We start from the raw sequence: 14041 nt of genomic DNA, 5'->3' as shown, positions 1-14041 counted from the left end.
CGAGCCGTGACGCACTGGGTCTCGACGACGCGGAGTTGGCGCAGTTCTTGTCCGACGAGGTGGGCAGCGGCGCCGAGATCGTGGTCGCCTCACCGGGTGTCGACGGCTATCCCGAGGTGGCTGTGGTCGCCGCTCGCTTCATCGCGGCGCAAGATTCCGATGCCGCGGCGATCGAGATCGCCGATACGTCGCCGCGCGAGGGGGTGCCTGTGTGCGCGATCGTCGAACGTGGGGCGACCTACGATGAAATTTGCGCGGCCATCATTCGCGGCGTGGTGAGGCATCGTCGAGTCGCGGTCGATGACGTGGTCACCTTCGCGTTCGCCAAACTCCATCAGTAGCCCCTCGCCATGTCCGCAGACGTGCCTGGCTACATCGGCAGTCTCGCTCGGCCGATCGGCTCGGCGGACCGAGGTAGCCGGCACCGTTGCCCATCACCGACATGGCTCGTGAAGGCGCAGGAGACATACTCTCAGTCGAATGGTTGCGCCGACTGTGCGGATGCGTGACACACCGGTCGACCTCTTCATCATGGGCTGATTCGTTCGTCAGTTGAGCTCGCTCCCGTCGGTCCTCCGACACAACAGGTCCCGTACCACTGGGGCGGAGTCCGACCTCGTCGAGTTTGACGAGGAAGGGTGGAGCCCCGGTGACGGTGACTTCGAGCCGGTCTTCGTGGATCGTGACGGCTTCGATGAGTTCTTCGATCAACACGCGGCGTTCTTTGTCGTTCGCGTTGGCCCAGATGTCGTCGAAGTCGAAGTCGGGATCGCGCAGGAGTGCGGCGGCTCGCTCGAATGCTTGGGCGAGGATGTTTGTGGTCTTCGCGGTTTCGACGGCTTCGTTGTGGTCGGCTTCGAGGGCCTTGATCTTGTCGGAGAGTTGGCTGATCTGCGCGGCGAGGTAGTCGGTGTCGGTGATTTCGTCGTCGAGGTACAGCTGCAGGAGCTTGTCCCGTTTCCTTGCCAGGTTGGCCAGCGCACCGGAGCGTGTCGGCTCCGCCGCCCCGCCTCCGGCTCGCTCGGCCTTTCCTGCGAGCTGAAACCGGATCGCGTCGATCAGCTGGTCATCAGTCCGCAGCAGCTCGATGCCGAGACGCGCCGCGCGATGCAGACCGGCAGCGGACCGACCGGGGATGCGACAGCCGTGGCCGCGGTGTCGACATCGGTAGATCGGTTTGTTCCGTCCGTTGGTGTCGATCGCGGTAAGTCTCCCGCAGAGGCCGCAGCGGACGCGGCCGGTGAGTAGGTCGGTGCCGCGGCGTCGACCGGCGACGTGGCCACGGTGCGCGGCGTTGAACTGTTCTTCGGTGACCAAGGCTTCGTGGCGGCCGGGGAACCAATCGTCTTTGATGCAGACTTCGCCTCGGTAGACCCGGTTCTGGAGCAGGTGCCGGACGCGTGAGTACTTCAGACCGGTTGCGCCGGCGACTTCGGGCAGTGATGCGCCGGCGGCTCTGATCTTGAATGCTCGGCGGACGAGGTGGGCGTCGTCGTCGGGGTAGAGAACGTTCTGGTCGAGGCGGTAGCCGATCGGCGGTTTGTTGAGCCAGTAGCCATCGCGGATGAGTTCGTGCATGCTCGTCGTGACGTTCTCGACGATCTGCTCGCGTTCGAGCTGCGCCAGCAGGCCGTGCAGACCAGCGGTGAACCGCCCCGATGCAGTGACCGACTCGACCGCGCCTTCGCTCAGGGAGTGAACGACGACGCAGTGCTTCTCGAACAGTTTCAACAGCCGGTTGACGTCGGCTGAATCGCGAGAGAGCCGGTTGATGCGCCACACGATCAGGTTCGCGACCTGGTCGGCTTCGATCAGCTCGATCAACTGTTGCATTGCAGGCCGGTCGAGGTTCTTGCCCGACAGTCCTTCGTCGCACAGGAACTGGGGCGGCTCGAGGCCGTTCGCGCGTGCGTACTCGGCGCAGCGTTTCCGTTGGGCGGCGGGGGAGTGCTCGACTTGGTCGTCAGTCGAGACTCGGACGTATCCGATCGTCAGCATCAGCAAGCTCCTCGGCTGGGTGGTGTGCTCAGGACCATACGCGCTCGCGTCGAGTGCGTCGGAGATCAAGAGCGTTCCGCCGTCGCCCTCCGGGCTCGGCAGCTCACAGGGAGCAGGGAACGGGTACTGTGCAGTTTGAGGGTGCTGTATTACAGGAAACGCACCCGCCGGGGGCCAGGACGTGAAATTCGATTCGCTTCGCATCGAGAACTTTAGAGGCATCAGCCGCATGCAGATCGACGACCTTGGTGGAATGGTCGTTCTCGCCGGCCCCAACGGTTGTGGCAAGTCCTCAGTACTGGACGCGATTCGTCTTCTCAAGTCGACATACGGCGGATACCGCCGAAATGAAATTGAGCGATGGTTGTCTGAAAATCAGATCAACGCTCGACGGTTGCATGAGGTGGCAAGGCTATTCAGGAATCCCGCCGAGCCGATAGTCGTACACGCCACAGTCAGTTTGTCCGACTCCGAGCGGGCGTTCATTCGAACCAACGTTCAGCGCCTCGCTTGGAGCACGACATGGCGTGGATTCAATCTTCAGTCACCGGAGCAGCCTGAGTGGAGTATGCCGCTCGCTCCGGAACTGCGCGCGCATGGGAAACGCGCTGAGCGGCTGACTGAAGCCCTGTCCGACGAAATTTTGGACCTTGTCGATAGCGGACCGCATGCCATCGTTGTTTCTCTGCAGGCTGACGGGACATTTCATCACGACAAGAATGGTCTAATCGAGACACTCTTTCAAACATACGATCCGGGAAACCTAGGAGTGATTGACTATTACTCCGCCCATCGCCAGTATGCGCGTGAGACGGTTAGTGGGATCAACCTTGGGACATACGAGTACGATGAGCGTAGATCGCAGCACTTGCTCTACGAATCGCAAGGCAAGCATCAGAATATCAAGCAAGAGCTGGCGAGTAGCTATATCGCAGACTTGGTCTCTCAAGCGGCTGGTGCCGATGGTGTCGAGAATTCGCTAGGCGACTCGCTCGTCTCACTATTCGAGCAGTTCTTCGATGGAAAATCATTCGGAGGAGTTAGACCGACGCCCGAGGGGAAGACGGAGTTTCCTGTCGTGTTGGACGACGGGACCGAGCACGACATCGACGAGCTGAGCTCAGGTGAGAAGGAGATTCTCTACGGCTATCTCCGATTGAGAGCGTCCAACATTAGAAATTCGATTGTGCTTATCGATGAGCCGGAAGTACACCTCAACCCTCGGCTCGTCCGAGGGCTGGCTGCATTCTACAACAAGCATGTTGGAATCGAAATGGGGAATCAGCTGTGGTTGATTACTCATTCCGACCGATTGCTTCGCGATGCATTGGACCGGCCTGACTTCTCGACGTATCATCTGCGCCTACCACAGAAAAGCCTAGGGGGTAACCAGGCAACTGCCCTCTCCTCGCAGTCGGAGCTCGACTCAGCCATTTTCGAGCTGGTCGGTGACCTGCCATCAATTGCGGTTGGTGCACCGATCCTAGTTGTTGAAAGTTCCGAGGACGTTGCATTCGACGAGTATGTCGTGAGACAGCTCTTTCCAGAGTTCGTTCTTGCGGTGACGCTCGTGAGTGGAGGAGACAAGACCCGAGTTCGCGATCTCTACCGGCTCGTCTCGTCATCTCCGCGCATCCAATCACAGATCGGCTCTTCCGTCGCTGCGATCATCGACAGGGACAATGAGTTCAGCCGGGAGCCTTCCATCTCGGTGTTCTCTTGGGACGTCTACCACATTGAGAACTATCTGCTTTGGCCAACCGGGATCGCTTCGGTCCTCACCGCAGCGAGGCCGAGGAACCCCGTCTCCGCTGAGGAGGTCGAGACCCTGCTACATGAATGTGCACATACGGTGAAGCATCGGCTCGTGCTTGATCGGCTGACGCAGTTAGTCAACAAGTCGCTCGTCAAGGGCGTTAGGTGGGGCATCGACCCGGAAACTGACGACGTTGCGGCGGCGATGTTCGCAACCATCACTCGTGAAGCGATGGGTATTAGGGAGCGAGCCGCTGACTTTACGGAGGAACGCATCAAGCATGAGGTTGCGTCAATTGAGTCGGACCTCGATGATGCGCTGACCTCGGAGCGTTGGAAATCTGACTTCCGAGGGCGTGACATATTGCGGAGGCTCTGCTCCACCGATCGGGTTCCAATGAAGTATGAAGTGTTCCGGAACCTATTGGTCGCAGAGATGGCGCGGAGTGAGTTTCGCCCTGCCGGCATGGAGTCGACTCTTCGAGAGGCAGTTCCTGGCGGCTGGCCGTTAGAACACTGAATCAATCATGGTCATCTCCGAGCAAGACGCCAGTGGGTGGTACGGGATCGCGTGGCTCGGTCCTCCGACGTGAACCCCCACTGCGGGTGTGGACAGCCTGGGGCCCGCTCGGTGGCCTGGGTGGGCGGCCGAGCGGGCCCGTTCGCTTGGTCAGCCTTGGTTGGCGGCGTACCAGTTGTTGAGGTCGTAGCAGGTGTCGTAGTTGGCGGTCGGCTCGACCCCGCAGGTGATGTTGTAGCCACCCACCACGGAGATCGCGTTGTTGGTGGTGCCGAGGCCGATGGTCTGCGAGGCGATCGTGGCGACCTCACGGCCGCCGAGGATCGACGAGTACGCGCCCTGCGCCACGTTCTGCCTGCCGCCGCTCACCGACGAATAGCCGCCGTCGGCGGCACCGCCGTACCCGCCGCTGACCGACGAGTAGTACCCGCTGGCCGTGTTCGACGAGCCGCCGGACACCGTGGCGAACGACCCCAACCCGGCGGCGTTGCCCGTGCCACCGACGACCGAGTTCGACGGCCCCCAGATCGAGTTCTGGTAGCCGAACACCGCCCCGCCGTAGCTGATGTACTCGTGACGATCGCCGACGATCAGGTTGTGGCTGCCGGTCCGTTCGGCTGCCGTGCCCGGACGCTGGGCGTTGTAGCCGACGATGAGGTTGCCGCTGCCGTCCGACACCCCCGTCGAGCCGAGGCCGTTGACGACCTGGACGTTCACGCCCTCGAACCGGACGGTGCGTTCCCCGTCCACCATCACGACCGACATGTCGTCGGTCACGTTCTCGAGCGACGTCATTCGGCCGCCGAGGTCGATGATCTCGTCCTCCACGGTGTCCTCGTTCGCCTCCAGCGTGGCGACTCGGGTTGTCAGCGCAGCGACGTCGGCCTCGAGAACGGCGTTCGCGCTCTCGAGTCCCGCATTGGCGGCCTCCAGGTCGGCCACATCGGTCTCGAGGGCATCCAGCCGATCCAGCACGGCCTGCGGCACGCCGCCCTCGACCGGTGCGGCGTCCTCGAGCGCCTCCACGCGGGCGTCGAGTTCCGTCAGGTTGCCGTCGGTGTAGTAGCCCATCACGTCGCCGATCAGGTGGACGGATCCGAACGCGTTGTAGAGCGTGACGGCACCGTCGTCCGAGAGTTGCACCTCGATCTTGTTCGGCGTCGGCACCTGCCCGGGCAGCAGGTTGAGCGCCGACGTGCCCGGGTTGTCCGCTCCCGCCGGCCAGATCGCGACGAACGTCGGGCTGGTCGCATCGAGACCGGTGAGGTTGATCGACACCGCGGTCGCGTCCGCCGGCACCACGCACTCACCGTGTGTTCCGGTCACGGCCACGTCGATCTCGGTGTCGGCGGGAAGGGGATCGCTCCGGAACCCGATGTTGACGTCGCCGGGTCGGGTGTCGAACAAGCGGCACGGCGTGGTGGGCACGAAGCTCGCCTCGTCGGGGTCGAACGCCCGGCTCTCGCCGCCCTGGAGGATGACGAACGAGCAGACGATGCTCGCCACCGCGGCGATGACGTACGGCCACCGCGCGGCGGTGCGTCCGTCGGGTGGGAGGGTCTCGTGTGACATCACGCGCATCCTTCCGCGGTGGTGGCGAGCCGGCCGAACAGCGGATCGATGTCGCCGGCGGCCTCTGCGACGGCCGCATCGAGATCGAGTCCGGCGAACGCCGTCCGCACGCAGTCGGCGTCGACCGCCAGTTCGTCGGCGTACTGGCTGGCGAGCCGGTCGAGGTCCAAGCAGGTCAACACCAACTCGGCGTGAGCGGAGCCATCGGACGACACGGCCGGGTCCTCGGTGTCGCCGCCGTTGTCGAGCAGCAGCGTGGCATCGCCGTCGGGGATGCCCTGCACCCACGTCTCGAGGCAGGTCCGATCGAAGACCACACCCTGTGCCTCGAGGTCGGGATCGATCAGCATGTCGACGATCCCCGCGTGGACGGCGGCCAGATCCCCACCGCCGTCGGCCCCGTCACTCGTCGATTCACCGCTCGTCGAGTCGGCGCCATCGCCCTCTGCGGCAGCGGCGACCGGATCGCCGGTCAGGCACCCTTCGATCTCAGCGATGTCGTCGACGGGGCCGGTGGTCTTGAACACGATGTCGTCGACGCGGCCGACCTCGAAGCCGAACGGCGAGTCGACGTACCCGGCCTCGGCCACGTCGGCCTGGGCCGGTGATGCGTACGCCTCGATCGTCCCGCCCCATCCGGCGCCCTTGTCGAACACGATCATCGCCTCGATCCCGAGGCTCTCGTTCATCTCCGGGGACAATCCGGTATTCGTCTCGTCGGCGGGCTCCACGCTCACCCCGAGCCCTTCGAGGCACGCCTGCGCCGCCGACAGATCGGTGACGTCCGCTGCGCCACTATCGTCGGCACCCTCGTCAGCACCCTCGTCAGCACCCTCGCCGCCGGACGTCGGCGGCGATCCGGTGTCGGCCGTCGGCTCCGCTGCCTCCGGCGTTCCATCGCTCTCGTCGGTTCCGCCACCGCACGCCGACGCGGTGATCGCGAGCGACACCACGGTCGCTGCGCCGGCCCACCGACGTCGAACGGCTCCTGAGTTGATTCTGTTCATGGCACCATCCAACGCCCGGGAGCGCAGCGGCGGGAGTGCGCCAGCGGGACCATCGCACCTACGGCTACCCGTACCGTCGGATCACGGCTGACGCTGTCGCCCCGATCTCCGAGCATTGCTACCGTCGGACGCTGATGCCGTCGTCCACCCAGATCCGAATCGTGTTGGCCGAGGACAACCTGCTCGTCCGCGAAGGTCTGGTCAGCGTGTTGTCGGCGATCGACGAGTTCGACGTCGTCGGCACGGCGGCCTCGCTCCCCGAGTTGTTCGAGTCGGTCGATCGGCACCGCCCCGACGTCCTCGTGACCGACATCCGGATGCCGCCCGACCACGACGACGAAGGCATCCGCGCCGCCCGGCGGCTGCGCGGCGAGCGACCCGAGGTCGGCGTCCTCGTGCTCTCGCAGTTCGTCGGGCCCAGCTACGCGATCGAACTCCTGCACGACGGGACGACCGGGCGCGGGTACATGATCAAGGACCGGGTCCACGAGGTCGATCGGCTCGCCGACGCGGTCCGCACCGTGGCGACGGGTGGCTCGTTCATCGACGACGTGGTCGTCGACGCGCTGGTCCGCTCCCGGACCCGGATGGTCGACTCGCCACTCGCCACGCTGACCGACCGCGAACGTGACGTGCTCGCCGAGATGGCGACCGGAGCGACGAACTCGGTGATCGCGGATCGGCTGCACGTGAGCGAGCACTCGATCGAGAAGCACTCCAACTCGATCTTCCACAAGCTCGGGCTCGCGGCCGACCCCGAGGTCAACCGGCGGGTCAAGGCCGTCCTGATGCTGCTCGCCGGCGAACCCGACGACTGATGCCCCTCGAACTCGGCCCGGCCCGGCTCGGCAGCGTGATCCGGGCCAACGTGGCGCTCACCGCCGCGGCGGGCGGCTTCACCGTGCTGACCAGCCTCACGGTGGCCCGGCTCCAGTGGCTGACGCTGGCGGGCGTCGCCGTCGTCCTCACCGCCGTCCCGCAGTGGCTCGCGCTTCGTCGCCTCCATCGTGGCGACACGACGCAGGCGCTGCTCATCTATTCGATCGCGAGCTGGGCGATCGCCCTCCTCAGCAGCTTCATCGTCACGTTCCAGTGGCCGATCCAGGTGGCGGTCGCCTTCCTGCCGACGGTGCTCGCCGCGACCTTCCTGCCCGAGCGACCGATCACCGGGTACGTCGCGGCCTCGGCCGGTGTCGCGTTCGGCGTCGCCCTGCTCGGGGTGTCGCAGGACGTCACCGGCCTGTCCGACGAGATCCCGGGCTGGTTGAAGAACGCGGTCCAGGCGCTGGTGTTCCCGGCCTTCTTCGCGTTGGTGGTGTTCGCCGTCGTGCAGCACCATCGTCGTGTCAGCGACGTCCTCGCCGTGCAGCGGGTCGCGCAGGAACTCGCGGAGCAGCGCGCCACCGAACTCGCCTCCTCCCGTCGTCGGCTGGTCGACGCGACCGATCGTGCCCGTCGACAGATCGAGCGCGACCTCCACGACGGCGCCCAGGCGCACCTCGTCGGCATCGACCTGCAGTTGACCAAGGCCACGTCATTGACCGACCTCGACGCAACCCGGCAGGCGATCCGCGACGCCCAGCGTGAGCTGCACCGGGCTCACGGCGAACTGCGCGAACTGGCGCACGGCCTGTTCCCGCCGGTCCTGACACAGCACGGCCTCGTCCCCGCGATCGAGGACGCGGTCGACCGGATCTCGACCCGGGTACGCCTCGACATCGCCCGGATCGGCCGCCCGGCCCCCGACATCGAGGCGGCCGCCTACTTCTGCGTGCTCGAGGCGCTCCAGAACGCCATGAAACACTCCGGTTGCGAAGCGGTCACCATCACGATCCGGCGCGACGGCGACCCCGACCGGTTGCGGCTCGTCGTCGCCGACGACGGACGAGGGGCACCGTCGCCGCTGCCGGCAGGGCATGGCATCGACAACATGCGCGACCGCCTCGGGGCGGTCGGCGGCTCGGTCACGGTCGAACCCGGCGATCAGGGCGGCACGCTGGTCGACGCCTCGATCCCGTGGCGCGACCCACCCCGCTGAACGGGCTCACTCGATCCGGCGTTGGTCGACCCGGCGTCGGTTGCCCCGGCGTCAGTTGACCTGGCGGTCGGCGCCCGCCCAGAACGGCTCGCGCAGCTTGAACTTCTGCAGCTTGCCGGTGGCCGTGCGGGCGAGTTCGTCACGGAACTCGACCCGCTTGGGGCACTTGTAGCCGGCGAGCTTCTGCTTCGTCCAGGCGATCACCTCGTCCTCGGTCAGCGACGAACCCGGCGCCTTCACCACCAGCGCCGTCACCAGTTCGCCCCACTTCTCGTCGGGGATCCCGATCACCGCGACCTCGGTCACGTCGTCGTGCTGGAAGATCGCGTCCTCGACCTCGATCGAGCTCACGTTCTCGCCGCCCGAGATGATCACGTCTTTCTTGCGGTCGGCGATCGTCACGTAGTTGGCGTCGTCGATGTAGCCGCCGTCACCGGTGTGGAAGAAGCCGTCGCGGATCGCGAGCGCCGTCTGATCGGGTTGCTCCCAATAGCCGGCCATCACCACGTTCGACCGGGCGAGGATCTCGCCCTCGCTGTCGACCGCCATCTGACACCCGATCGCCGGTGCGCCGGCCCGGTTGAGCTTGACGGCCCGGTCGGCGGGGGAGAGGTCGTCCCACTCGGCCCGGTTGCGGTTGATCGTCAACAGCGGCGCCGTCTCGGTCAAGCCGTAGATCTGCACGAACTCCCACCCGAGCTCGGTCTCGGTCCGCTCGATCGTCCGTGTGGGTGGGGGAGCGCCGGCGACCACGATCCGAACCCGCCCGCTGCCGGGGATCGGACCGTCCCACTCGGCCGCGGCGTCGAGGATCATGTTGAGCACCGCCGGCGCGCCGCACATCAGCGTGACCCCGTGCTCCTCCACGCGCCGGAGGATCTCGGCGCCGTCGATCTTGCGCTGGATCACGTGCTTGCCGCCCATCCCGGTGACGGCGTAGAGCATCCCCCAGCCGTTGCAGTGGAACTGGGGGAGCGTGTGCAGGTACACGTCGCGGTCACTCACGCCCATGTGCCACCCGAACGTGGTGGCGTTCAGCCACACGTTGCGGTGGGTGAGCTGCACGCCCTTGGGGCGAGCGGTGGTGCCCGACGTGTAGTTGATCGTGGCGGTCGCGTCCTCGTCGCCGTCCCACGGTTCGGGTTCGGTGTCGAACTTCATGAGGATCGCATCGCTCTCGGCGCCGATCGTCCACTTCATCTCGCACTCGACGTCGGCCATCGCCTCCTCGAGTTCGGGGTCGACCAGCAGCACCCGCGCGCCGGAGTGGGCGACGATGTACTTGACCTCCTCGGCGACCAGCCGGAAGTTGATCGGCACGAGGATCCGGCCCGACCCGCTCACGCCGAACAGCGCGGTCAGCAGCCGCGCGGAGTTGTGCGACATCATCGCCACCCGTTCGCCCGGCCGGATGCCGAGTGCGTCGAGCCCGGCGGCCATCGCCTTCGCCCGGCGGGCCATCTCGCGGTAGGTGATCGTGCCCCACGACTCGGCCGGCTGGTCGGGCTCGTCGGCGATCGCCTCGCGGTCCGGGTAGAGCGCCTCTGCGCGCCGGATGAAATCGTTGACCGTCAGCGCCACTTTCATGCCGCCGAACCTAGTTCGCGCCGGGGTACGGCCTCTACGTGGCGTCGGGACGCGGCCAGAACTGATCGACCATGATCCGGTTGCCGTCGGGGTCGGTCAGCACGACGTGGGCCGGCTCGGTCCCGTCGGGGTCGGTCGGTTCGACCATGGTGACCCCGGCGTCGATCAGCCGTGACTGGATCTCGCGAACATCCGTGAACCGATCGAGTCGCTGCATCTGTTGGTCGATACCGGGATTGAACGTGAGGATCGGCTCGTCGAACATGCCGTGGAACAGGCCGATCACCGTGTCGCCGTTCCGGAGGATCACCCAGTTTTCATCCGGGTCGCCGCCCGTCTGTTCGAAGCCGAGCGTGGCGTAGAAGGCCATCGACGCTGCGAGGTCGGCGACGGGCAGACTGACGGAGAACGCACCGAGTTCCATGTGACGACCCTAGATCGTGTCGGCGGCGACCCGTGTCGTGAGCGGCCAGGGGCGGTTGCGCTCGGCCGTCAGGGCCATGTCGAGCAGGAGTTCCTCGGTGAAGTGCGGCCCGACCACCTGCAAACCGATCGGGAGCCCATCGAGGAAGCCGGCCGGGATCGAGATCGCCGGGTTGCCGTGCAGGTTGGCGGGAAAGGTGAGCCGTCCGTTGATCTTGGCCCCGGCTTGCACGCCGCCGAATGTGTCGGGCAGCGGCCCGTCGGCGGCGAACGCCACGTCGGGATTGGTCGCGGTGATCACGAAGTCGACCCCACCGGCGGCGGTGTCGAAGATGCGCGCCATCGCCTCGTTGAGTTCGGTCCGGCGCCGTTCGAGCTTGTTGCGGGCCTCGGCCCCGTACTGCCCGGGTCCGTACTCCATCGCCATCCGGATCTCCGGGGTCAGTTCGTCGGCGCACGCCGGCCAGTGCTCCTCGAGCTTGGCGATCAGTCCGACCGAGTTGGCCACCGACCAGGCAGCGCCCATCCGTGGCAGTTCGGTGTCGACACCGTCGACCCGCACCAGATCGAGATCGGCGATCAACGCCTCGGCCGATTCCTCGAGCAGCTCCCACATGACCGGGGAGACGACGGCGGCGCCCCAGTCGGGAACCACGGCGACACGCTTGCCACGCAGCTCGTCGAGATGTGTGCCGAGCCCTTGCTCCCAGCCCTCCACCCGGGGGAGCGACAGCGGTTCACGCGGATCGCGGCCGTTGCACACATCGAACCAGCGAGCGGTGTCGCGAACCGAGCGCGACAGGCAACCGTGTGTGACGGTCATCGCTCCCAACCCGGCGGCGGGCGTCAGGGGGATCCGGCCGTAGGTGGCCTTGAGGCCGACCAGCCCGGTGAAACCGGCCGGGATCCGGATCGACCCACCACCGTCGCCGCCCGTGCCGAGCGTGACGAGCCCACCGGCGACCGCGGCGGCCGTTCCACCCGACGAACCACCCGGCGTGGTGCCGTGCTGCCACGGATTGTGCGTGGTGCCGTTGAGCACGGTGCGGGTCACGTTGACGCCACCGAACTCGGACGCCGTTGTCTGCCCCATCAGAACGGCCCCACCGCGGTCACGGGCCCGGCCGGGGTTCGTGTTGGTGTGCGGCGCGACCGCATCGCGATACACGACGCAGGCGTGCGTATCGGGCCAGCGCTCGACCTGGTCGAGCTCTTTCACCCCGATCGGGACCCCACCGAACGGCTTGCCGATGTCGGCCACGTCGGCGGCGGCACGAGCTTCGTCGCGGTGGAGATGGGAGAAGGCGTTGAGGTCACTGGCGTCGATCGCGTCGAACACAGCGTCGAGCTCTTCGCGTGGGCTGCGCTCGCCGGATCGGAATGCGTCGACGAGTGAACAGGCATCGCCCTGCCAGGGTTGGTCGGCCATGGCAGGACGGTAATCCTCCAAGCGTGACGACCTACAGTCGCACGCATGTCGATCCCCCAACGCCCCGGAATGACGATCCCCCTGAGCGGTCCGCTCCATGCCCAGCGCGACCGCATCGTCGAGCTCGCCGACCTCGGCTACACCGACGTCTGGACCGCCGAATCCGACGGCGGCGACGGCCTGACGCCGCTGGCGTTGGCGTCGGTGTGGGAGCCACGCCTGCGGCTCGGCACGGCGATCCTCCCGGCGTACACCCGCGCCCCCGCGTGCATGGCCCAGAGTGCCGCCACGCTCGCCGACGCGGCGCCGGGGCGATTCGTGCTCGGCATCGGCTCGTCGTCGAACGTGATCGTCGAACGCTGGAACGGCGTGCCGTTCGAACAGCCGTATCAGAAGGTGCGCGACATGGTCCGCTTCCTGCGCGACGCGTTCAGCGGCGAGAAGGTCGATCGCGAGTACGACACGTTCGAGATCCGCGGGTTCCGGCTCGGGATCCGACCGGAGGAGCCGCCGAAGATCGTCGTGGCCGCGCTGCGCGACGGCATGTTGAAGATGGCCGGCCGCGAGGCCGACGGCGCGATCACCAACTGGTTGGCGGCCGGCGACGTGCCGCAGGTGGCCGCAGCGCTCCGGGAGGGTGCCGGCGGGGAGGATCGAGAGCTGGTCGCTCGCATCTTCGTGTGCCCGAGCGACAACGCTGAGGTGGTGCGTGCCGGTGCTCGCCGCGCGATCGCGGCCTACATGAACGTGCCGGTCTACGCGGCGTTCCAGGAGTGGCTCGGTCGTGGCGACGAGCTGGCGGGGATGTGGGCGGCGTGGAAGGCCGGCGACCGCAAGCAGGCGTTGGCCGAGATCCCCGATTCGGTCGTCGACGACCTCGTGGTACACGGAACCCCGGAGGCGTGCCGGGCCCGCATCCAGCAGTACTTCGACAACGGCGTGACGACCAGCGCGTTGGCGATCCTGCCGTTCGATCCGGACCTCGACCACTGGGACGCGGTCACGTCGCTGGCGCCGAACGCCGGCTGAGGCCGGGCGCCGTCGGAGCGGCGGATGTCAGGCTGCGGTCGCCTGACGCGCCGCCTGGCGGTCGGCGAGCATCCGGCGGATCTCCGCGATGTGGCGTTGCCCGCGGCGACGCGTGTCGGCATCGAGTCGGAACTGGACCGGCACGTTCGACGACGGCAACAGGGTCAGTTGCTGGGGGACGTCGTGTTCGTTCATACCCCGATCATGAAGGAGGGGTGTGGCAGAGATGCTGTGAGGTTGCCGGGTCAGCGGTGGAGGACCGGGTGTTGCGGGTCGATCCCGACGAGGCGGACCTCGATCCGTTGCCGTTCGAGGTGGTCGAGCGCCGTTTCCAGACATTGCATCGTGACGGCATCAGCGATCAGGGCGTCGCCCAGGTCGAGGTGCAGCGCACACGGTCCGACGAGGTTCGACCAGGCGTCGAGCAGTCGGTCGATCGTCGCCGGGCAGAGCATGCCGTCGGCGCGCACCAACCGGAAGGGGAGCTCGGGATCGTCGACGTGCTCGACCCGGATTGTGGGCGTCAGGGACGCGCAGTGACCAGCGGTCGGACTGACGGTGGCGGCCGGTCGGCCCCGGCGGGCGCGACGGGCGGTGACCCATCCTCGGAAGCGGCGATGCGTGCGAGTCATGCAAAGAACGTAAAGTCGAGTTGACAGTGAGTTCACAGTAACATTGGGGCG

13 protein-coding genes are annotated in these 14041 nt (G+C 66.5%); 5 read left to right on the top strand and 8 right to left on the bottom strand.

Annotated features, from left to right (window positions below):
* The first annotated feature begins 47 nt into the window (after nt 1-47).
* On the top strand, nt 48-341 hold the full coding sequence (locus R8G01_04515; GenBank protein MDW3213238.1) for a hypothetical protein: 294 nt from the start codon (nt 48-50) through the stop codon (nt 339-341).
* On the opposite strand, the gene R8G01_04510 is transcribed toward R8G01_04515, so the two are convergent.
* A complete protein-coding gene (locus tag R8G01_04510) occupies nt 310-1998 on the bottom strand; it encodes a recombinase family protein (protein ID MDW3213237.1) in 1689 nt (562 codons plus the stop codon). The genes R8G01_04515 and R8G01_04510 overlap by 32 nt on opposite strands.
* A gap of 181 nt (nt 1999-2179) precedes the next feature.
* Here R8G01_04510 and R8G01_04505 point away from each other — a divergent pair, with 181 nt between their 5' ends.
* Nucleotides 2180-4273, top strand: coding sequence for an ATP-binding protein (locus R8G01_04505; protein ID MDW3213236.1), 2094 nt, complete (start codon nt 2180-2182; stop codon nt 4271-4273).
* Between the two features lie 150 nt (nt 4274-4423).
* Here R8G01_04505 and R8G01_04500 read toward each other — a convergent pair whose 3' ends face one another.
* Both R8G01_04500 and R8G01_04495 read right to left on the bottom strand, forming a co-directional pair.
* On the bottom strand, nt 4424-5845 hold the full coding sequence (locus R8G01_04500; protein MDW3213235.1) for a hypothetical protein: 1422 nt from the start codon (nt 5843-5845) through the stop codon (nt 4424-4426).
* Entirely contained in the window at nt 5845-6852 is a 1008-nt protein-coding gene (locus R8G01_04495; GenBank protein MDW3213234.1) for a hypothetical protein, read from the bottom strand. Before R8G01_04495 ends, R8G01_04500 begins: the two co-directional genes overlap by 1 nt.
* 134 nt (nt 6853-6986) lie before the next feature.
* On the opposite strand from R8G01_04495, the gene R8G01_04490 reads away from it, so the two are divergent.
* Both R8G01_04490 and R8G01_04485 read left to right on the top strand, forming a co-directional pair.
* Entirely contained in the window at nt 6987-7670 is a 684-nt protein-coding gene (locus R8G01_04490; GenBank protein MDW3213233.1) for a response regulator transcription factor, read from the top strand.
* Nucleotides 7670-8890: a histidine kinase gene (locus R8G01_04485; protein ID MDW3213232.1), complete on the top strand. Its 1221-nt coding sequence runs from the start codon at nt 7670-7672 to the stop codon at nt 8888-8890. Before R8G01_04490 ends, R8G01_04485 begins: the two co-directional genes overlap by 1 nt.
* A gap of 51 nt (nt 8891-8941) precedes the next feature.
* Here the strand turns inward: R8G01_04485 and R8G01_04480 are convergent, their stop codons facing one another.
* From R8G01_04480 to R8G01_04470, 3 genes are read right to left on the bottom strand one after another with little or no spacing between them, the layout of a single operon-like run.
* A complete protein-coding gene (locus R8G01_04480; protein ID MDW3213231.1) occupies nt 8942-10477 on the bottom strand; it encodes an AMP-binding protein in 1536 nt (511 codons plus the stop codon).
* Between the two features lie 34 nt (nt 10478-10511).
* On the bottom strand, nt 10512-10901 hold the full coding sequence (locus R8G01_04475) for a VOC family protein (protein MDW3213230.1): 390 nt from the start codon (nt 10899-10901) through the stop codon (nt 10512-10514).
* 9 nt (nt 10902-10910) lie between these two features.
* Nucleotides 10911-12329, bottom strand: a complete 1419-nt coding sequence (locus R8G01_04470; protein ID MDW3213229.1) for an amidase — start codon at nt 12327-12329, stop codon at nt 10911-10913.
* Between the two features lie 45 nt (nt 12330-12374).
* Here R8G01_04470 and R8G01_04465 point away from each other — a divergent pair, with 45 nt between their 5' ends.
* Nucleotides 12375-13358 carry an LLM class F420-dependent oxidoreductase gene (locus tag R8G01_04465; protein ID MDW3213228.1) on the top strand — a complete coding sequence of 328 codons (984 nt, stop codon included), beginning with the start codon at nt 12375-12377 and terminating at the stop codon, nt 13356-13358.
* A 27-nt stretch (nt 13359-13385) separates the two neighbouring features.
* Here the strand turns inward: R8G01_04465 and R8G01_04460 are convergent, their stop codons facing one another.
* Together R8G01_04460 and R8G01_04455 are read right to left on the bottom strand one after the other, a co-directional pair.
* Nucleotides 13386-13553 (bottom strand): hypothetical protein, encoded by a 168-nt coding sequence (locus R8G01_04460; GenBank protein ID MDW3213227.1) that lies wholly within the window; start codon nt 13551-13553, stop codon nt 13386-13388.
* A gap of 50 nt (nt 13554-13603) precedes the next feature.
* Complete coding sequence (locus R8G01_04455; GenBank protein ID MDW3213226.1) at nt 13604-13990, bottom strand: hypothetical protein; 387 nt, start codon at nt 13988-13990, stop codon at nt 13604-13606.
* Nucleotides 13991-14041 lie beyond the last annotated feature (51 nt).

Source organism: Ilumatobacteraceae bacterium (assembly GCA_033344875.1).
Classification (GTDB): Bacteria; Actinomycetota; Acidimicrobiia; order Acidimicrobiales; family Ilumatobacteraceae; genus Ilumatobacter.
Note: the sequence above shows the minus strand (reverse complement) of the source record. Positions and strands in the feature narration are given on the sequence as shown.